General features: G+C 67.5%; 10 protein-coding genes. 3 read left to right on the top strand and 7 right to left on the bottom strand.

Translation table 11 applies throughout. The annotated features are described in order from the left end of the window. Positions 1 to 6: 6 nt before the first annotated feature. The 3 genes from ACIP5T_RS08855 (at position 7) to ACIP5T_RS08845 (ending at position 8,773) form a co-directional block, all read left to right on the top strand. Entirely contained in the window at positions 7 to 5,355 is a 5,349-nt protein-coding gene (locus tag ACIP5T_RS08855; protein WP_400862398.1) for a PKD domain-containing protein, read from the top strand. A gap of 71 nt (positions 5,356 to 5,426) precedes the next feature. Further along, positions 5,427 to 6,068 (top strand): CDP-alcohol phosphatidyltransferase family protein, encoded by a 642-nt coding sequence (locus ACIP5T_RS08850; protein ID WP_400862396.1) that lies wholly within the window; start codon positions 5,427 to 5,429, stop codon positions 6,066 to 6,068. A 233-nt stretch (positions 6,069 to 6,301) separates the two neighbouring features. Further along, positions 6,302 to 8,773: a right-handed parallel beta-helix repeat-containing protein gene (locus ACIP5T_RS08845; protein WP_400862394.1), complete on the top strand. Its 2,472-nt coding sequence runs from the start codon at positions 6,302 to 6,304 to the stop codon at positions 8,771 to 8,773. Positions 8,774 to 8,999: 226 nt separating this feature from the next. Here ACIP5T_RS08845 and ACIP5T_RS08840 read toward each other — a convergent pair whose 3' ends face one another. The 7 genes from ACIP5T_RS08840 to ACIP5T_RS08810 all read right to left on the bottom strand — a co-directional run bounded on the left by ACIP5T_RS08840 (position 9,000) and on the right by ACIP5T_RS08810 (position 20,507). Continuing rightward, on the bottom strand, positions 9,000 to 13,715 hold the full coding sequence (locus ACIP5T_RS08840; RefSeq protein WP_400862393.1) for a PKD domain-containing protein: 4,716 nt from the start codon (positions 13,713 to 13,715) through the stop codon (positions 9,000 to 9,002). 62 nt (positions 13,716 to 13,777) lie between these two features. After that, positions 13,778 to 14,398, bottom strand: a complete 621-nt coding sequence (locus tag ACIP5T_RS08835; RefSeq protein WP_400862391.1) for a hypothetical protein — start codon at positions 14,396 to 14,398, stop codon at positions 13,778 to 13,780. 186 nt (positions 14,399 to 14,584) lie between these two features. After that, entirely contained in the window at positions 14,585 to 15,724 is a 1,140-nt protein-coding gene (locus ACIP5T_RS08830; RefSeq protein ID WP_400862389.1) for a glycosyltransferase family 4 protein, read from the bottom strand. 1 nt (position 15,725) lies between these two features. Further along, complete coding sequence (locus tag ACIP5T_RS08825; protein ID WP_235559917.1) at positions 15,726 to 16,613, bottom strand: hypothetical protein; 888 nt, start codon at positions 16,611 to 16,613, stop codon at positions 15,726 to 15,728. A 2-nt stretch (positions 16,614 to 16,615) separates the two neighbouring features. Beyond that, positions 16,616 to 17,731 (bottom strand): Gfo/Idh/MocA family protein, encoded by a 1,116-nt coding sequence (locus ACIP5T_RS08820; protein ID WP_400862387.1) that lies wholly within the window; start codon positions 17,729 to 17,731, stop codon positions 16,616 to 16,618. Then, positions 17,728 to 18,876, bottom strand: a complete 1,149-nt coding sequence (locus ACIP5T_RS08815) for a DUF1972 domain-containing protein (protein WP_400862385.1) — start codon at positions 18,874 to 18,876, stop codon at positions 17,728 to 17,730. The genes ACIP5T_RS08820 and ACIP5T_RS08815 overlap by 4 nt, the downstream gene beginning before the upstream one ends. A gap of 98 nt (positions 18,877 to 18,974) precedes the next feature. Then, complete coding sequence (locus tag ACIP5T_RS08810; protein WP_400862383.1) at positions 18,975 to 20,507, bottom strand: sugar transferase; 1,533 nt, start codon at positions 20,505 to 20,507, stop codon at positions 18,975 to 18,977. Positions 20,508 to 20,564 lie beyond the last annotated feature (57 nt).

The following is a 20,564-nucleotide window of genomic DNA, read 5'->3' as shown; positions in this document are numbered from 1 at the left end:
TGAACGATGGGCACTACAGCAATGTCTTGGGGACGCCGCACTCGTGCAGCATTCGTCGCGATCGCGATGACGCTCGCCGTGGTCTTCGGATCACTGGTGGCGATGTCACCCGCACAGGCGGACGTGAGTCCACCCGAGGGTGAGGCGCCGACGGTCACCGCCGACTCGCTGCCGACGGTCCAGATCAACGGCATCGTCTGGGATCAGGCTGTCGTCGGCAACGTCGTCTACGCCGCAGGCAAGTTCACCAGCGCTCGCCCGGCAGGGGCGGCCGCGGGGACGAACGAGACGCCCCGATCGAACCTCCTGGCCTACGACATCCGCACGGGTGCGCTGATCGCGTCGTTCGCCCCGTCGATCAACGGCCAGGTGCGCCAGGTCGAGGCCTCGCCCGACGGAACGCGCCTCTACATCGTCGGCGACTTCACCACGGTGAACACCCAGACCCGCAACCGCGTCGCCGCCTTCGATCTGCCCAGCGGCACCCTCGCCGCATTCAACCCGAACTCCAACGGCGTCACCTCCGGCGTGGCCGCGACCAACGACACCGTGTACATCACCGGCACGTTCGGCCGCGTCTCGGGCAACGACCGCTCCGGCGCCGCAGCCTTCACACGCAGCGGAACCCTGCTGCCCTGGGCGCCCGTGCTCGAGTCGCGTCAGGGTCGCGTCGTGACCGTCTCTCCCGCGGGCGACAAAGTGGTGCTCGGCGGCAACTTCCTGACTCTCAACGGCAGCTCCAACCCCGGTTACGGACTGGCCATGGTCTCGGCATCCGACGCCTCGCTGCTGCCCTTCTCCGCGAACAACGTGATCCGCAACGCCGGTCTGGACGCCGCGATCCTCTCGCTCAAGTCCGACGGCGACGACATCTACGGCACGGGCTACGTCTTCGGCAACGGCGGCAATCTCGAAGGCTCATTCCGCGCCTCGTGGTCGAGCGGCAACCTGGTGTGGGTCAACGACTGCCACGGCGACCAGTACGACGTCGAGCCCATGGGCGACACCGTGTACGCGGCCGGGCACTCGCACTACTGCGGCAGCCTCGTCGACGGATTCCCGCAGAGCGACCCCTGGTCGTTCTACCGCGGCCTCGCCGTCACGAAGGACGTCGAGCGCACCACGCCCTTCGGCCTGAACCTCGGCTACTACGACTTCGGCGGAAACCCCGCACCCAAGCTGCAGCACTGGTTCCCGGCCTTCAACGCCGGCAACGTCAGCGGCGCATCGCAGGGTCCGTGGTCGGTCTCGTCCAACAGCGAGTACCTCGTCTACGGCGGCGAGTTCACTCGAGTGAACAACACCGGACAGCAGGGTCTCGCCCGCTTCGCCGTGAAGGAGAAGGCTCCGAACGCGCAGGGCCCGATCCTCTGGAACACGGCCTGGCCCGCATCGTCGCTCGCCCTCACCGGCGGATCGATCCGCGTCAGCTGGCCGCTCAACTACGACCGCGACAGCGAGTTCCTGAAGTACGAGGTGCTGCGCGACAACGTGGTCGTCAAGACCTATGAGAACGTCCGCTCGAAGTCCGCCGACTGGGGCCTGCCCCCGATGGCCTTCGTCGACACCACCGTCACGAACGGCACGAGCTACACCTATCGGGTGCGCGCCACCGACAACGAGGGCCACACGATCCTCGGCGGGACGACGACCGTGACGGCATCCGGTTCCGCGGCTCCGAGCGCATACCGCACCGCGGTGCTCGATGACGCGCCCCTGAGCTACTGGCCGCTCGACGACTCGTCCGCCACGCTCTCGTACGACTGGGCCGGAGCATCCGACCTCGCCGTCCGCAGCGGCGTGACGCGCGGCACCTCGGGTGCCATGCTCTCGGACTCCCGCGACGCCTCTGACTTCGACGGCTCGGCCAACGGCTTCGCCTCGACCACGACGGCGATCGCCGGCCCCAACACCTTCGGCGTCGAGGCCTGGTTCAAGACGACGTCCACCGACGGCGGCAAGATCGTCGGCTTCGGCAGCAGCTCGACCGGCACATCCGGCAGCTATGACCGCCACGTCTACATGGAGGCCAGCGGACGCGTCACCTTCGGCGTCTACCCCGGCTCGTCGCAGACGATCAGCTCGTCGTCCGCCTTCAACGACGGTCAGTGGCACTACATGTCGGCCGGTCTCAGCGACGGCGGCATGGTGCTCTACATCGACGGCGTCCGGGTCGCCCAGCGCACCGACGTCACCTCGGCCCAGCCGTACAACGGGTTCTGGCGTGTCGGCGGCGACACCTCCTGGTCAGGAGCCGCCTTCTTCGACGGTCAGATCGACGAGGTCGCCGTCTACGGCGCTCCGCTGACGCGTGAGCAGGCAGCCGCCCACTACATCGCATCCGGGCGCGAGCTCGAGGGGTCGACCGCACCGAGTGACGCATACGGCGCAGCCGTCTACGCCGCCGATCCCGCGCTGTACTGGCGTCTCGGCGAGTCGACCGGCAGTGTCGCGGCAGACGCCTCCGGATACAACCAGAAGGGCAACTACTTCGGCGCCGTCACCAAGGGCGCGGACGGAGCTCTCGAGGGAGTCGGCAACTCGGCGGCCACGTTCGAGGGCGGTCAGGTCATCAGCCAGAATGCCTTCACGAACCCGCGGTCGTACTCGCTCGAGGCGTGGTTCAAGACGAGCACGACCACCGGTGGCAAGATCGTCGGGTTCGGGAACAGCCCTGACGGCAACTCGTCGGGATACGACCGCCACATCTACATGACGCCGGACGGCAAGCTCATCTACGGGGTGTACGTCGGCTTCACGGACACGCTGCAGACCTCGGCCTCGTACAACGACAACGAATGGCACCAGGTCGTCGCGACACAGGGCGCGACCGGCATGCGTCTCTACGTCGACGGCGTGCTGCAGGGCTCGAACGGCCAGACCAACGCGCAGGACTACACCGGTTACTGGCACGTGGGCGGCGACGTCACCTGGGGTCCGGGCGACTGGGAGTTCGACGGAGCGATCGACGAGGTCGCGGTCTACCTGACGCCGATCTCCGAGACCGCCGTCTCGCAGCACTTCGCGCTGGGAACGACGGGCGCCCCGGCGAACATCGTGCCGAGTGCCAGCTTCACCTCGGCGGTGACGAAGCTCGGCCTCGCGGTCGACGCCTCGGCCTCGACCGACACCGACGGCACGATCGCCGGGTACTCCTGGAACTGGGGCGACGGATCGCCTGCGGGCTCCGGCGCCACGGCGACGCACACGTACGCCGCTGCAGGCTCTTACACGGTGACGTTGACGGTCACCGACGACAAGGGCGCGACCGATACCGAGACCGCGATCGTCGAGGCGGTGGCCAACCAGGCTCCCGTGTCATCGTTCACCTCGGCGGCCACCGACCTCAAGGTCGACGTCGATGCGAGTGCTTCGCAGGACACCGACGGCACGATCGCCGGGTACTCCTGGAACTGGGGCGACGGATCGCCTGCGGGCTCCGGCGCCACGGCGACGCACACGTATGCGGCGGCCGGCACATACACGATCGCTCTCACGGTGACCGATGACGAGGGCGCGACTTCGCAGAAGACGGCGTCGATCACGGTGACGGCTCCGGTCGGCGCGGTGACATACGCGTCGGATTCGTTCAACCGGACGGTCGCCAGCGGACTCGGCACGGCGAACACCGGGGGAGCGTGGGCGCTGTCCAACACGGCATCCAACTACCTCGTCAGCGGCTCGTACGCGGCATTCCAGCAGCCGGCCGGAGGCGCGCAGCGATACGCGTACCTCACCGGCGTCTCCTCGACCGACACCGCGGTGGATGTCGATGTGGTCCTGCCGCAGCGTCCGACCGGGGGCAGCGCGTACTACACGGTGTCCGCCCGCCGGGTGGGCACCGAGGACTACAAGTCTCGGGTCATCGTCTCGCCGACCGGAGGAGTCCAGTTGCAGTTGCAGCGGACGACCACCGTGCTGACGACGACGTCGACAGGACTGACCGTGAACGCCGGCGATGCGCTGCACGTGCGCACCGAGGCGACGGGCACCAACCCGACGACGGTCAGGGCGAAGGTATGGAAGGTCGGGACGACTGAGCCCGCCGCCTGGACCTCGACCACGACCGATTCCACGGCTGCTCTGCAGTCGGCGGGCCACGTCGGCATGGGCGTGTACCTCGGCAGCTCCGTCACCAACGTCCCGTTCCAGACCAGGTTCGACAACTTCTGGGCAGGATCGACCACCGGAGGCCCGACACCGCCGGCGAACCAGGCACCGATCGCCGCGTTCACCAGCTCGGAGAGCGGCCTCGCGACGACCGTGAACGGATCGACGTCGACGGATGCCGACGGCACGATCGCCTCCTACGCCTGGGACTTCGGAGACGGCGGCGCCGCCACCGGAGCGACCCCGACAGCGCACACATATGCCGCTGCGGGCACCTACCAGGTGAAGCTGACGGTGACGGACGACAAGGGCGCGACCGGAACTGTCACCAAGCCGGTCACGGTGACCGCTGCTCCGGGAAACCAGAACCCCGTCGCATCGTTCACGGCCACGCCGACCGATCTCACGGTCGCCGTCGACGCATCGGCGTCCTCGGACCCGGATGGCACTATCGCCTCGTATGCGTGGAACTTCGGTGACGGAGCGACCGGCACCGGAGCCACGGCTTCGCACCCGTATGCCGCGAGCGGCACCTACACGGTGACTCTCACGGTGACAGACAACCTCGGCGCGGTGCACACCGTCACGAAGCCGGTGACGGTCGTGGCGCCGGCCGGTGCCGCCTTCGCCGCCGACGACTTCGGTCGGGCGAACGGCACTCTGGGCACGGCGCAGACCGGCGGCGTCTGGGCTCAGACCAGCGGCGCGGCGAACGTGTCGATCGACAACGGCGCGGCGAAGTTCACGACGCAGGCGGCGGGCCAGACCCGCACCGCGTCGCTGAACTCGGCGACCTCGACGAGCACCGACCTGACCTTCACGGTCGCAGCCCCCGCTCTGCCCGCGGGCGCTCGCGTCTACGTCGCGGCTCTCGCCCGCGTCGTAGGGGCGGACGACTACCGGGCGCGCTGGCTGATCGGGGCCGACGGATCGGTGACCGCGCAGCTGGCTCGGGGTGGAACAGCGCTGGTGTCTCAGAACCTCGCGGGCTTCACGTTTGCGGCCGGCACGATATATAACGTGCGGGTCCAGGCGTTCGGCACAGGAACGACGACGCTCCGGAGTAAGATCTGGGCGGCGGGAACGACGGAACCGGCTGCCTGGCAGCTGTCTACGACCGATTCCACCGCGGCGTTGCAGACCGCAGGTCACATCGGAATCTCCACGTATGCGGGTTCCGGTTTCACCAGCGTTCCCTACACCGTGACATTCGATGACTTCAGAGCACGAGGAGTGACCCCCTGAGTTTCGCAGACGCGTACCGGAGCCTTTCAGCAGCGCAGAAGGGGCGGGCCCGTGGGGCCCCCGCATACTCGGTGTTCGTCAACCGCCCGGTGGGGCGTGTGATCGCCGCGGGTGCATACACCGCAGGTCTGACACCGAATCAGGTCTCCCTGATCAGTGCGGCGTTCACCTTCACCGGGATCGTGCTGCTGGCGACGGTGCCCCCGTCGATCGTCCTCGGAATCGTGGTCTGGCTGCTTCTCGCTATCGGGTACGCGTGGGACAGCGCGGACGGTCAGGTGGCGCGGCTGCGCGGGGGAGGGTCGCTCGCGGGCGAATGGCTCGACCATGTTCTCGACTCGACCAAGCTCGTCTCTCTCCCGATCGCGGTGACGATCGGCGCCTACCGGTTCTTCCCGCTCCCGTCGGAGCTGTGGCTCCTCGTGCCGCTCGGCTTCGCGGTGATCTCGACGGTGACGTTCTTCGGGATGATCCTCAACGATCTCCTCCGCGGCAAGCGGGGTGTCGCTCAGGCGGCGGAGTCCGGCGGTTTCTCGCTCGTTCGCTCTCTTCTCGGGCTTCCGACGGACTACGGCATCCTCTGCTTCGCGTTCGTGCTGTGGGGCTGGCCGCAGGCTTTCATGCTGGTATACAGCCTCCTCGCCCTCGCCGCGCTGCTGTACTTGGCCGCTGCTCTGGCCATATGGTTCCGGAAGATGTCCGCGCTCGGCTGAGCCCTCCCGTACTGCGAGCGCTGACAGTCTTCGGACCAATATCAGCGAATCCTCAGCCACTGTGCAGGGAATTCAGGCTATTGTCTACGACAATCCGCCACCGAAGTCGGATGTCGAAGCTGCCACACCCGACCCTGCAGTGACGAGAAGCACATCGGAGCCCCTCCCCCATGCGAAAAAACTCCCTCCCCCTGATCGCAGCCTTATCCGCACTACTCCTTCCGTTCGCTGCCGTGGCCCCTGCCGCGGCCGCAGAGAGCCCCGGCGTGGTCCTCATCCAGGACTCGATGACGCGCACCGTCGCCAAGGGCCTCGGGGCCGCGCCGGACGGTCGAACCTACGACGCCTCACCGCTGACCTCGGTCTCGGTCGCCAACGGCAAGGCCAAGCTGGCCGCCGCCGCGCCCGGTGCCACCGTGACGGCGCGTCCGGTCGGTCTCTCCGTCCGAGATTCCACGCAGTCGACGGTCTTCACTCTTCCCCAACTGCCCAAGTCGGGCTCGGGCGTGTACGTGAGCGTCCAGTCGCGACTCACGGCCGACGGCTTCTATCAGACGCAGCTCCGCGTCGATCCGAAGGGCGTGGTGCTTCTCGAGACGCTTCGGGTGAACGCGGGGGTTCAGACGAGTCTGGGCCACACCTGGGTCCCCGAGCTCCGTGTGAAGGCCGGCGTCCCCTTCGTGCTCGAGACCCGTCTCGCAGGGACGACCGCAGTCACGGTCGATGCACGGGTGTCCGCGGTGGGAACGAAGCCGACCACATGGAAGCTCTCCGTCACGGATCGCTCGGCGAAGCGCCTTGCCGTCCAGGGGCGTGTGGGAGTGCGGCTCTATGTCTCGCGAAGCACTCCAGCGCTGGCAGCCCTCTTCGATGACTTCACGGTCACCGCGAAGGGAACGACGACGCCGACCGCCCCGACGACTCCGACTACCCCGACGACTCCGACGACTCCGACTACCCCGACGACTCCGACTACCCCGACTGTCCCTGCCCCTGCCCCTGTCGGTGCGGCAGGTGCGGCACCGGTCTGGAATCTCGCCGGCTCAAGGACGGCTGCGGGGTCGGCGCTCGTCGGAACCACGAAGTACGCGGTTCCCGCTGGAGCGCTCTTCGTCAGTGCGAGCGCGACAGCGGCCGGCTCTGGAACCTCTGCGGCTCCCTTCGCCACGGTCCAGACCGCGGTCGACCGGGCGCCTTCAGGTTCGACGCTCGTGCTTCGCGCAGGCTCGTATCACGAAACCGTCGTGATCCCCTCGGGCAAGAAGATCACGATCCAGTCCTACCCGGGCGAGGCGGTCTGGTTCGACGGCGCCTCGACGCTGAAGAACTGGCAGGCGTCCAGCGGCCGTTGGTTCAGCGCGGACTGGAAGCACGACTTCGATTCGACGCCGTCCTTCACCAAGGGTGAGGCCGACGGAACGGAACCCGGATGGCGGTGGCTGAACGCGGCTTATCCCATGGCCGCTCACCCCGAGCAGGTCTGGATCGACGGCGCCGCTCAGGCCGAGGTATCGTCACTGGCCGCACTGAAGCCGGGCACCTTCTTCACCGACGTGGCGAACGACCGGCTCTATCTCGGGAGTGACCCTGCGGGCCGCACGGTGCGCGCTTCGACTCTGACCAAGGCGCTCTCCCTGCGCGGAGAGGGCGCGGTCGTCCGAGGCATCGGCGTGCGCAACTACGCGACGTCCGTGTGGATGATGGGCGCCGTCACCGTCGAAGCGCCGAAGGCGACGATCGAGAACGTCGTGATCTACGACACGGCGTCGACCGGACTCTTCGTCGGCGCCTCGAACGCGACCGTCCGCGATGTGACGCTGGCCCGCAACGGGCTGATGGGGCTCGGAGCCAACTACGCCGACGCGCTGGTGATCGACGACCTCCTCGCAGTCGAGAACAACGCGGAGCATTTCAACACATCGCCGGTGTCCGGCGGCGTGAAGATCGCGAAGTCGCGCGGTGTCACCGTGACCGATTCCGCGCTGCTGCGCAACGACGGGCCGGGAGTCTGGCTCGACCAGTCGGTGTACGACGTCCGCATCGCCGGTTCCGACATCATCGAGAACAAGGGAGCCGGCGCTTTCCTCGAGCTGTCGCAGAAGATCGATTTCGTCAACAACCTCGTCCTTCGGAATGCGGGCAACGGCGTCAAGATCAACAACACCGGCGGCGTGAACCTGTGGAACAACACGATCATCGGCGGCGACCGGGCTGTGAACATCGTGCAGGACAGTCGCAGCTCCACGGATTCGTCCGTCCCCGGGCACAACGCTCGCCGTCCTTTCCCGGATTCGTCGATGCCGTGGCTGATACGCGACATCTCGATGGGAAACAATGTCATCGGTGAGAGCGCTGGAAACTGCACGGTGTGCATCGAGGACTACACGCACCGGTACACGCCCGACCAGCTCAACATCCGTTCGGATGGCAACGTGATCCAGCGCAACAGCGCCGCGGCGCCCACCTGGTTCGTCATCTGGTCTCGCGGTACCGCCAATGTGAACCCGTATGTGTTCACGACGTGGGCGAACTACCGGACGACGACAGGGCAGGACGCGAATTCGGTCGCGGTCGAGGGCCGGAAGGCGACGGATGCCTCGGGAAGGCTGCTCGCGGGTGTGACCGCCCCAGCCAGAGGTCTTCCGGCGATCGTGGCGACGATCCTCGGATCGACGACACCCGCGATCGGGGCCCGGTTCCCCTGATCGGGGCCTGGTTCCCCTGATCGGGTTCCGGGACGCAGCTGAGAGGCCGTGGGCGCGTGCGTCCACGGCCTCTCGCCGTCTTCGGTATCCGAAGAGCGCGTGGGTCGGCGCCCGCGATACCAGGCCGCGCTTGTGCCTCATCGCGGCTTCCGTCCTCCGGTGAGGGCGTGTCTTCAACCCAGAAGGGCCGAGGCGGAATCGCCTCGGCCCTTCGTGCCACTGATGACTACTGTGCGGGTCCCGCCCAGAAGTCGTCGTACGTGTAGACGACCGGTACGGCCGTCGCACTGGACGACAGGTAGCTGTTCACGCCCACGTAGCCGGGGGCCTGCAGCGAGGCCGTGGCGTCGGTCGCCGTAAGGGTCCACGCTGTCGGTTCCGTGGCGGCGGTGCGCCAGACCTTCGCCTTGAGGGTCGTCGGGTTGGTGCCCGTCACCTGGAACCTGACGCTCAGCTTGTCGGCGCTCGTGATCGTCAGACCGGGGACGGTCGTCGACGAGAGGACCGTCTCGACCCCGGCGATCGTCTTCGTCAGCCAGAGGGACACCACGCCGTTCGACGCCACGCGGAACTTCGCCCTGTAGTCGTTGGCAGTGTCGATCTGTCGCCCGAGAGCGGAGAAGTAGAACCCGCCGCCGGTGGACGGCTGGTTGAACGCCACGGTGAACCGCTCCTCGGTGTTCGTCGACGGTGTCGAGCCGGCGAGCGAGGCCGAGTAGTTGTTCCCCGCCGACAGGGTGACGGTTCCGCCGGTGCCGTTGACGGCGAACTTGCTCAGGGCCGTCGCGCTGGTCGGGAACATGGTCCACGCGCCGCCGGTGGTGGTCGCGGTGCCCCATCCGTTGGTGCCCGTCCGGGTGAAGGCATCCTGCGCCCACACCTGCGGGGCCGCTACGGTGACGGGCTGCGTCGTGGTGGCTGTCGCCCCCCGGTCGTCCGTCACCGTCAGAGTCACGGTGTACGTGCCCCCGGCTGCGTAGGTGTGGGATGACGTCGCTCCCGAAGCGGTGCCGCCGTCGCCGAAGTCCCAGGCGTATGCGGAGACGGTGCCGTCCGCATCTGCTGAACCCGAGCCGTCGACAGCCACCGCGAGGTTGGCCACCGAGTTGGTGAATGCCGCAGAGGGTGCCTGGTTCATTGCCACGGTGACGTCATGGTTGACGGTCGCCGTGCCACCCCGATCGTCCGTCACCGTGAGCTTCACGGTGTAGGTGCCGACGCTCGCGTAGGTGTGAGACGCCGTCGCACCGGATCCGGTGCCGCCGTCGCCGAAGTCCCAGGCGTATGAGCCGATGGTCCCATCAGGGTCGGTCGACGTCGTGGCATCCACCGTCACTGCGAGCAGGTCAGCCGCGGTCGTGAACGCCGCCGTCGGATCCTGGTTCGGCGCCAGCGTCGTCGTGAGGGCCCGCGTCTTGGTGGCGGTGGCGCCGTTGTCGTCCTTCACCGTGAGAGTCACGGTGAAGTCGCCCGCCGTGGCGTAGGTGTGGGTCGTGGTGGCGCCGGTGCCGGTCGTGCCGTCGCCGAAGTCCCATTCGTACGATGCGACGGTGCCGTCGGGGTCGGACGATGCCGATCCGTCGAGCGCGACATCGAGGTGATCCGTGGTGGCGCTGATCGCCGCGGTCGGAGCCTGGTTAGGGGCGACCGTCACCGATCGGGTGAGGGTGTTGACGAGCGAGGTGCTGTCCGTCACCTTCAGCGTGATCGTGTAGGTGCCTCCTGCGGTGTAGACGTGCGACGCCGTCGCCCCCGTCGCGACCGTGCCGTCACCGAAGTTCCACGCGTAGGCGAGCGGCCCTCCGTCGGCGTCGGTCGAAGTGCTCGCGTCGACGTCGATCTTCAGCTTGTCGGCCACCGAGGTGAACGCCGCCACCGGAGCGCGCCCGGGAACCGTGCGGCCGCTCGCTGCGAAGTGATCGCGAACCCGCTGCTCCGAGAGCGCCGAGGGGTACACGGCGACCTCATCGAGCGTGCCGGCGATGTAGTTGCTCGACGTGCTGCCCCACGTCTTGTCCGCGCCGATGCGCCAGTACCCGCGGTAGTTCTCCGAACCTGCCATCGAGTTGCTGCCGACGAGCTGCGTGTCGAGCCACAGCCTCATCCCGTCGGCGCCCTGAGTGGCCACCACGTGGTGCCATTGGCCGTCGTTGTATGCGGTGGGGGTGACCAGCGTCGTCTGCGGCTGACCGCTTCCGAACTGCACCTTTCCGTCGCTCTGCATGATGACGTGGCGATCGTACTGAGTGCTGAGCCCACTGGTGGCGTTGCCGAATCCGATCAGTGTGCCGCCCTTGTTGCTCGTCGTCTTGAACCACAGCTCGGCGCTGTAGGTGGACGGCGCCGTCCAGGGCTCCTGCGCGACCACGAGCGCAGTCGAGCCGTTGAAGGTGGTCGCGGTTCCGGTGCCGATCGCGGACGTCTGCCCGCGGGTCACGGTTCCGGCGAGGTTGCCGGTGGTCCCGCCGACCGCCGAGTCGGTGATCGTGCCGGCTGCCGTCTCGTTGAGGCGCCAGTAGAGGTCCGGCTTGTCCGTCGAGACGGCGGCGCCGTAGACGTCGGTCGGAGCGGCGGTCCAGGCGGCCGAACGGCCGCTCGCCAGGTAGTGCGACTGGATGTCGGCCGGGCTCAGCGCGGACGGGTACACGGCCACGTCGTCGATCGTGCCTGCGAGACCGGCGTTGGTCGGCTTGTTGGTGAAGCCGTTCGTCTGGTCTGCGCCGATGCGCCAGTAGCCGTCGTAGATCTTCGGCGAGGTGCGTGCCTGATCGCGGTCCACACGCTTGCCGTCGACGAACAGCTGCATGCCCTCGGCGCCCACGGTGCCGACGATGTGGTGCCAGTTGCCGTCGTTCACCGCGGTGCGGCTGTAGATCGTCCGGTAGGAACCGTCGTTGATCGCGAAGTTGGCCCGTCCCGAGTTGTCGAGATAGAGCACTCGGTCGGTGATCCCCGACGTCGACGTGCCTGTGGCGGAGTCCCCGAAGCCGACGATGCGCCCGCCCCTCGTGTTGGTGGTCTTCACCCACGCCTCGACCGTCGCGGCCGGCGTCGCCGTGCTGACATCCTGCGTCGTCATCTTGGGCGAGCTGCCGCCGGCAGAGGTGATCGCCGCGTTCGAGTCGTTGAGCATCGCACCGCTCGATCCGAGCGTGAGGCTCGTGGCCGTACCGGGCGCGTTACCCACATCGTCGTACAGTCGGGTTCCGGTCGTCTCGTCGAGTCGCCAGGAGTGACTTGCGCCGCTTGCGCGCACCGCCGCGCGGTAGGCCGCGGCCGGCGCGCTCGACACCGTCACGTACGGTGACCAGGCGCTCCACTGCACGTTGCCGTCGGCATCCTTCGCCCTGACCTGGTAGCGCACCTGCGCTCCCGGCGTCTGGCCGCTGTCGGTGACGCTCAGGCTCGGCAGATTCCAGAACCGGCCGTCAGTGCGGGTGAAGGTCGCGATCTTGACGGAGGGGCTGCGGAACACATCGTAGGTGATCGTGGCGTTGTCGCGATCCCAGACGCTGGTGAACGGCACCCTCACCACTCCGGACTCGTTCGAGTACGGCGCGGGGGTGAGGCCGGCGTTGTAGACCGGGGCGACGGCGTGCGGCGAGACGTTCGTCTTGCCGAACCGGACGAGACCCTGCTGCGCCACGTTGTTGACCTTGGGGAACTCGCCGCCGAGCACGACGTAGTTCTCGTTGCCTGTCACCGACCATGCTGCCTGGCGAGAACTCGTGTACGTGCCGAACTCGAGGTCGGGGTACCAGTTGAGCTGCTCCGTGTAGGGCAGACCGGTGAAGTCCCACCCGTAGGCGTCCTTCTTGGTGATCACGCCGCCGGTGGGCGTGGTGCTCTCGGCGATCGCCTTCGTCCACCGTGCGCGCGGGTTCGTGTCGCCGAAGGCGCCCACCACGCTGCAGTCGTGCTTGTGCGAGACGGAGTAGAGCACACCGCCCTGCGGGAAGCTGCCGTAGGTGTCGCCCAGGCAGTCGTTGACCCAGTTGATCGACCCCGTGTACGGATCGGCGGCGAAGGTGCCCTCGAACGAGGCTCCTGCGCCGAATGCGTAGCCGGTGCCGAAGACCTGCGTACCGTCGGTGCTGAGGCTGGAGATCGCGCCGTTGAGCCCGGCCGTCTTGATCTTGTCGGTGGCGGCCCAGGGGAGTGCCGTCCCGGTCGCGGCGTCGATCGAGGCCATGCCGTAGGCGGTCGCCCCGTTGAGAGTGGTGAATGACCCGCCGATGATGACGCGGGAGGAGTCCGGCGACATCAGCATGTCCCACACGAATCCGTCGCCGGCCGCAGACGGAGCCCACGACGTGAGCGTCTTGGACGTGGTGTTCCAGGCCGCCAGCTCGCTGCGCGGCTGACCGCCGCTGGAGCGGAAGTTGCCGCCCACGTAGACGGTGTCGCCGGCGAAGGCGAAGCCTCTCACCTGACCGTCCGCGCGGGGCGCCCAGTCGAGCATCGTGCCGGTGGCGACGTCGAAGGCTGCGACGTGCGCGCGGGCCTGACCGTCGACTGCGGTGAAGTCGCCGCCGAAGTACACGGTCTTGCCGTCGGGTGTGACTCGCACGACGAGACCCTGGGCGTCGAACGAGTGGCTGAAGTTCGGAACGGGGTTTCCGGTCGTGATGTCGAACGCGAACACATTGTTCGCGTCGATCTCGCCCGCCCCGCCGACGGCGACCCCCGGCGGTCGTGCCTTCGTGAAGCTGCCTGTGACGTACACCGTGTTGCCGGCGACGACCTGACTCCACACGACGCCGTTGATCTGCCAGGTGGGCAGGACATCGGCGGTGACCGTGTTGGGCTGTCCGAGCGTGTCGGCGGACGCGGACTCGGCGGGCAGGGCGAAGAATGCGATCGCGGCGAGGGCTGTCGCTGCAGTGGCGATCGCGGCTATCACGCGGCGGAGACGGTCTGCTCCGCGGGTGGTGCGTGTCATGGGAGTTCCTCGTGTCGAGAAGCGGTCAGATCGGGTGGTCGCGGATGAGCTCGAGAGGGACATCAGTCGAGCCCACCGCGGAAGACGGCGGATGAGTGGTGGCCGTCGAAGTCGACGACCACGGTGACGGTGTCGCGCGCATCCGCAGGGAGGGCGTACGCATAGGTCGCGGTGGCGCTGTCGCCCGCGGCGAGCATGCCGGAGAAGTCGGTGACCTCCGCCTCGGCCGCGTACACGCGCACGGCGGTCGCGTCGGCGGCGTCGAGCAGCGTGAGCACTGCCGTGCCGAGATCGATCGCATCGGATGAGCCGTTGTCGATCGTGATCGTCAGGCGGGCGTACTCGCGGTCAGGGAAGCTCCCGGGCCCCTGCGCGGTCTCCTTGCCGAACGAGACCTCGTCGATCCGGACGGTGACGCCGTCGCTGTAGGACACGGCCCCCGTGGTGTCGGCAGGTTCGGCCTTCACCGTCGGTGCGGTCGACTGCCCGGCCCGTTCGATCTTCGCGACCGGTGAGTCCGGATCGGTCGATCCTGAATTCGCCGACGGCGAGGACCCCGCCGTCGGATCGGGAGCGGGCGATGATGACGACGACGTCGCCGTCGGATCCGCTCCGCTCGTCGGCTCCCCGGTGCTGCTGCAGGCGACCAGACTCACGCAGAGCGCGAGGGCCGCGATGGACATGCTTGTACGCGCAATCATCATGATTGTCGATTCCCCAGATTCCCCAATCAGGGTTGCCGATGCCGACCCGTTGAGAACGAGTCGATCGGCGGCGTCATCCCCAAATGACGCTATCCCCAGTGGCGAGATCTTATCATGTCCACCGGATGGGGGACAAGAGTCCTGTGGACAGATCTTGCTAGACCTTCAGCGGCGAAGTGCGGCGAGAATCCCGGCGGTGTATCTGGCGCCCGAGAACGCGTCGGCGACGGCCGAGGAGTCCGCCACGGCGAGGGCGGCCTGGGCGGGCCAGTCGTCGATCTTGGCCGCGATCGCCGCCGCGAGTGCGGAAGCGTCGCCGGGCGCCACGAGCGTCGCGCTCTGCGACGAACCCGCCGCTTCGGGCAGGCCGCCGACCTCGCTCACCACCGCAGGACGCGCGGCGAGAGCGGCCTCGACGGCGGTGTTCCCGAACGTCTCGTCGACCAGCGAGGTGATCACGGCGATATCGCTGCGCGCGAGGTCGTCCCATACCGAGGACTTGAAGCCGAGGAAGGACACCCGATCCTCGAGTCCGCAGCGGGCGACCTGCGTCTGTAGCTCCTCGAGGTAGGCCTCGTTGCCGGGGAAGACCGCGCCGACCACGTCGAGACGAACGTCGCGATCCTCGCGGACGAGGGTGTCGAGCGCATCGATCGCCACATGCACGCCCTTGCGATGCGACAGGCGACCGACGTAGAGCAGGCGCGTCGGCGGAGCGAGCGGGACACGCGGAGCTACGACCCTGTCCGGGCCGGCGACAGCATTGTGAACGACGACGGTGCGGTCGCGCACCCGCGGCGCGGAGGAGGCCAGGACGCGGCGCGTGAAGTCGCTGTTCGCGATCACGCGATCGCTGAACACGAGCGGCAGGTACAGGGCGCGACGCACGATTCCGGCGACGGAGCCCTCGCCCTCGTGCACATGACAGACGGTCAGGCGTCGGCTGATCCGGCCGAGGAGGATCCACAGCGGGGGAGTGATGGTGTTCACGATCACCGCGCCGGGGTCGACCAGTCGGATGAGCCTGAGGCCGGGGCCGATGGCCCTGATCGATGTGACCACCAGATCCACCAGCCCGCGGGGGTTGAGAAGGCCCTTGCGCACCACCGGCGTCATGCATTCGACGACCTCTGCCCCGGCCCCCTCGAGCAGAGGCACGAGAGGGCCGGGGTGCGGCACGGTCACGACGACTCGCCGGCCGGCCCCCACGAGGCCGCGCACGGTCTCGAGCACCATCCGATCCGACCCGTAGAGGTCGGCGCCGGGGTTGGCGATCAGGACCGTGTTCGCATCACCCTTCGGCATGTCAGCGCTGGGGCCAGTACTCGTCTACAAGGCTCACCGTGGACGCGATGTTCGCGCGGCTCGATGCGCCGAAGACGATCGACTCGAGATTCGGCAGCGAGGTCACCCACTCGATGGCCTCGCGCGGCGGGATCGCACCACTGGCGTACACCGACATCGCGACCGCGCGGAACGGGCGCTTCTCCATCGCATCGCGATAGGCGTCGACGCCGCCCGACATGCGGAAACCGAGCTTGTTGATGTTCGAGCACACGATCGGGTTCTCGACCCCCGCTTTGTCGAGGTCGTCGAGCAGTCGAGGGAGGTTCATCGTGATGAAACCGGGTTCCGCGTTGTAGCGCTTGCGCACGTGATCGGCGAAGATGCGGAACGCGTCGGTGAAGCCCAGGCCCGAGAGCAGATCGACGACGACGTTCTGCAGCCAGATGACGGGGGTGTTCAGACCCTCGAACATCTTCATCTCGGCGTCGATGAGCAGCGTGGTGACGCCCTCGATGTCCTTGCGGGCGAGCGACGAGGTGCCTCGCGCGATGCTGTCGAGCAGGCCCTCCTCCGGGAGGAACTTGCGGATGGCTCCGAGGAAGCCGTCTTCAGTCACGGCGTTCGCGTACTTGTGCGCGTACGGCATGCACGGGAAGAAGGTCATGTCTGCGTAGCGGTCGGGGTGGGCCCTGACATGGTCAGTGACCTCGGCGATCCGATCGTGGGTGGTGCACATGAACGTGTGCACACCCTCGTCGTACGCCGCGTCGAGCACGCTCATGATCGCTTCCGTGTCCTGGAAGCGCATCTGCTGCGCGCGGGCCTTCTCCTCCGACATGTGGTTGACGCCGAAGAACTGGTTGTCGCCGAACAGCAGCCGGTCCATGGTGCGAGTGGATGTCGTCATGGTCATTTCCCTCCACGCAGAGCGCTCAGCGCTGCCGCGATACGCCCCTTCGGTGCCGTCTGCACGGCGAGATCGGATGCTGCTTCGGCGGTGAGACGCGAGTCCTCGCGCACCGCATCCTCGCTGATCATCGAGATCACCCTGTCGGTGACCGCGGCCGATGCGAAGTCGTTCGTGCCGGCCGATGCGCCGGCCTGGGCGCGCTGCACGAAGGAGTCCAGCTGTGCGCTGTACTCCTCGCCGCGTAGGTAGAACCAGGGCGCCTCGGTGAGATCGGTGGTGTAGCGGACGTTCCAGCCGACGCGGTACCCCTCGGGGATCGTGGCGGTGTCGCGCAGGTAGACGTGGATCTCCTGGCGGTCGGCGTAGATCCGGCCGTTCGTTCCCCACAGGGTGATCTTGGTCGTCATCTTGCGCTGTGACTCGTCCGACCAGTTCGAGATGATCTGTGCCGTGCCGTCGGGATAGTGCAGCGTGCTCGCGACTGCGTCGTCGATCTGCGCAGAGAAGATGCTCGTCAGCTGGCTGCCGCTCACCGACTCCGGGGTGCCCAGGTACCACGTGAGGAGGTTGAGCGGGTGTGCGGCGTAGTCGTAGAGGCAGCCGCCGCCCGTGGCGCGTTCGCTGCGCCAGGTGCGACCGGCGGGCTTCAGCACGACGGGGCCGTAGGCCTCGGCGAGGGCAGTGTTGACTGTGCCGATCGCATCGAGGTCGAGCAGGCGCTTGACCTCGAGGAAGGCTCCGACGAAGCGGTTGTGATAGCCGACCTGCGTGACGAGACCCTTCTGCTCGGCCAGCGCCGTGAGCTCGATGCTGTCGGCCGGGTCGATCACGAGCGGCTTCTCGCAGAACACGTGGATGCCGCGCTGCAGCGCAGTGCGGATCATCCCCGCGTGCAGGTGGGTCGGCGTCGCGATGATGATCGCCTGAGGCCGAGCCTCATCGAGCATCTTGTCGAGGTCTTTGTAGGTCGTGACGCCGGTGTACTTCGCCAGGATGTCGAGCAGGTACCCCGTGGCGTCGCACACCCCCACGAGGTTCACGTCGGGGTGCGCCTTGATCATCGACAGATGGGACAACCCCATCTTCCCGAGTCCGACCACTGCCACATCGATCATGCGTTTACCCCTGTCTGCTGCTGTGCGTGCCCCCGCCGCGCAAGCGCGGTGCGAAGGGCCTGTTCGTACTCGGAGCCGATCTTGGCCCACGTGAACTCCGCGCGGAACCGTTCGCGGCTGGCGTCGCCCATGCGCCGCCTCCTGCCGTCATCGGAGAGCACATCGTCGAGCAGGCCGGCGAGATCGTCGGCTCCGGTGAAGTAGGCGTTGTCGGGTCCTGCGACCCAGGTGTTGTAAGGATTGTCGTGGGCGATCACGGCGTTGCCGGCGCCCATCGCCTCGACGAGCGAGGGGTTGGTGCCGCCGACCGTGTGCCCGTGCAGGTAGAGGGCGGAGTGGAACCGGAGCGACTGCAGGCGCTCGGGTTCGAAGATCGGCCCGGGGAAGATCACCTCGTCGGACGCCGCGGCGCGCACTGCCACGTGATAAGGGTCGTCGTCGCCGTAAGGCCCGACCACCACGAGCGGCATGCCCCGCTCAGCCGCCGACCACGCCTGGACGATCTCGAGCACCGAGTTCTCGGGGATCGGCCGGCACACGATCATCGCGTAGTCGTCGGGTGTCAGCCCGAGCTCTTGGACGGGGCCTGTCGGTGCATCGAGCACCTCGGGTCCTCCGTAGGTGATCGTCTGCACACGTCGATTGCCGAAATGCCGGCGCAGATACGTGGCGATCACGGGGTGGTCGGCGATCAGCACGTCTCCGACGAGGCCCGCCAGGCGCTCGTTCGCCAACAGGATGCCCTGCTTGACGACGCCCCAGCGCTTGCGTGTCCACTCCATGCCGTCCATGTTGATGACGTTCGGGATCCGGCGGAGCCGCGGGATGATGTCGAACACGCCGGTGTTGTAACCGAACGTGAGCCACACGTCTCCGTCGACGTGCTCGCGCATCGCGTGACGGATCGAGGTCAGGTCGAACGCCGACGTGCCCTTCCAGCCTTCGCGGGGCTCATGCACGAGCACGCGCTGAAGACCGTTCCACTCGTCGACGGTGGTCGGCCCCTCGCCGGGCAGCTGGCAGTAGACGATGACGTTCCAGCCCTGATCGCGCAGGTACAGGCCGACATTCTCAGCCGCTGTCTCGAAACCGCCGTACGCGGCCGGAACACCATGGGTGCCAAGGATCCGGACGGTTGATGGCACGTTGATTTCCCCCTCATTTCGGATGCTCCCGCACCCATCTCACTGCATCACGGTCCTGCATCCGCCTCCCCGGCGGACCGAACCACAGTGTTCTGTGACTAGTATGCCCCGCTGGGCTGCACCATGACCTTGGCAGTTCGCCACATGATCTGCAGGTCGTTCATCACGGACCAGTTCTCGACGTACCGCAGGTCGAGGCGCACACTCTCATCCCATGAGAGGTCGCTGCGACCGGAGACCTGCCAGAGGCCCGTGATGCCCGGCTTGATGTACAGGCGACGGAAGACCGTGCCGTCGTAGGCGGTGACCTCGGAGGGCAGCGGCGGACGCGGACCCACGACGCTCATGTCGCCGATGAGGACGTTCCAGAACTGCGGCAGCTCGTCGAGTGACAGTTTGCGCAGGATCCGACCGACGCGGGTGACACGTGGGTCGTCCTTCATCTTGAACAGCAGGCCGGCTCCCTGGTTCTGCTCTTTGAGGGTCGCGAGCTGCTGCTCGGCGTCGGTCTTCATCGAGCGGAACTTCATGATCTTGAAGGTGCGACCGTCGCGGCCCACGCGCTCCTGCGAGAAGAAGAGCGGACCCGGAGAGTCGAGCTTGACGAGCAGCGCGAGGATCGGCGTGATCAGCGCGATCGGGATGAGCGCGACCGAGGCGACAACGATGTCGAGTGCGCGCTTCAGCACGTGCTGGCCGCCCTCGTAGGAGGGGATCTGCACCTGGATCAGCGGAAGTCCCTCGACGGGAGCGAACGAGATGCGCGGCCCGGCGACATCGGTGAGGCGGCTGGAGAGCACGAGCTCTGCAGCGGTGCCTTCGAGCTGCCAGCTGAGGTGCTTCACGAAGTCGGGCTCGCCGTCGGGACGACTCGCGACGATGATCGTGTCTGCGCCGAGCTCTGCGGCCACGGTGGAGACGGAGTTGACGTTGCCGAGCACGGGGAACTGCTCGCCGCGAGCCTCGACGTCGCGCGCGTTGCCGTCGAGCAGCGTCGCACCGACGACCTGGTACCCGGAGGCGCCGATCGGGTGCAGTGTGCGGATGACGTACTCGACGTCGTCGCGGTTGCCGACGACGAGCGTACGCGAGGCGAAACGCCCTCGCGCACGCTGCGCCGTCAGCCAGTGCCGCCACGCCCAGCGGGTGACGAGCAGCGCGAGGACACCGAGCGGCAGGCCGACGAGCAGCACCAGCTGCATCGTCTGCCAGCCGAGCACGACGCTGAGCATGGCGATGACGCCGAACGCCAGCCCGGTGGCGTGTGCCACACCGCGGTACTCGGTGGCGCTGGCGCGGAACAGCGCTGCATCACGGGTGTGCAGCGCGCCGAGGAGCAGATACCAGAGCGTGGCCAGCAGGATGCCGTTGCGCAGGGCCTCTTCCCCTGCGACACCGGTCACCACCTGGACCGCTGCGGTGATCCCGACCGCGAACAGGATGACCCCGGCATCCGTGATCCGCAGTCGCATGCGATAACGCCGCTCCCACTGGCGACGTCGCTCCAGCGTCGCGGACACGCGCGGTGTGACCACCGTGCGCGTGACCGACTTCGCGGCTCGCGGAGCCGCGACCGGCGTGAAGACCGAACCCGTGCGAGTGATGCTCAGAGCATCCTCGACGGAGGTCATGCCGAAGCCCCTTGAGCCCTGAATGTACGCAGAATTCCCCAGCGCGCCATAGTTATC

Origin of the sequence: Microbacterium sp. NPDC088619, from assembly GCF_044752825.1 — a bacterium.
In the GTDB taxonomy this organism is placed as follows: Bacteria; Actinomycetota; Actinomycetes; order Actinomycetales; family Microbacteriaceae; genus Microbacterium.
The sequence above is the reverse complement of the archived record's forward strand: the minus strand, read 5'-3'. Positions and strand labels throughout refer to the sequence as shown.

Bases quoted from the DNA above. Each gene is read 5' to 3' on its own strand.
- ACIP5T_RS08855 (WP_400862398.1), top strand. From the start codon at position 7: ATGGGCACTACAGCAATGTCTTGGGGACGCCGCACTCGTGCAGCATTC.
- ACIP5T_RS08840 (WP_400862393.1), bottom strand. From the start codon at position 13,715: ATGACACGCACCACCCGCGGAGCAGACCGTCTCCGCCGCGTGATAGCC.
- ACIP5T_RS08825 (WP_235559917.1), bottom strand. From the start codon at position 16,613: ATGACGACATCCACTCGCACCATGGACCGGCTGCTGTTCGGCGACAAC.
- ACIP5T_RS08820 (WP_400862387.1), bottom strand. From the start codon at position 17,731: ATGATCGATGTGGCAGTGGTCGGACTCGGGAAGATGGGGTTGTCCCAT.
- ACIP5T_RS08810 (WP_400862383.1), bottom strand. From the start codon at position 20,507: ATGACCTCCGTCGAGGATGCTCTGAGCATCACTCGCACGGGTTCGGTC.
- ACIP5T_RS08830 (WP_400862389.1), bottom strand. From the start codon at position 15,724: ATGCCGAAGGGTGATGCGAACACGGTCCTGATCGCCAACCCCGGCGCC.
- ACIP5T_RS08835 (WP_400862391.1), bottom strand. From the start codon at position 14,398: ATGTCCATCGCGGCCCTCGCGCTCTGCGTGAGTCTGGTCGCCTGCAGC.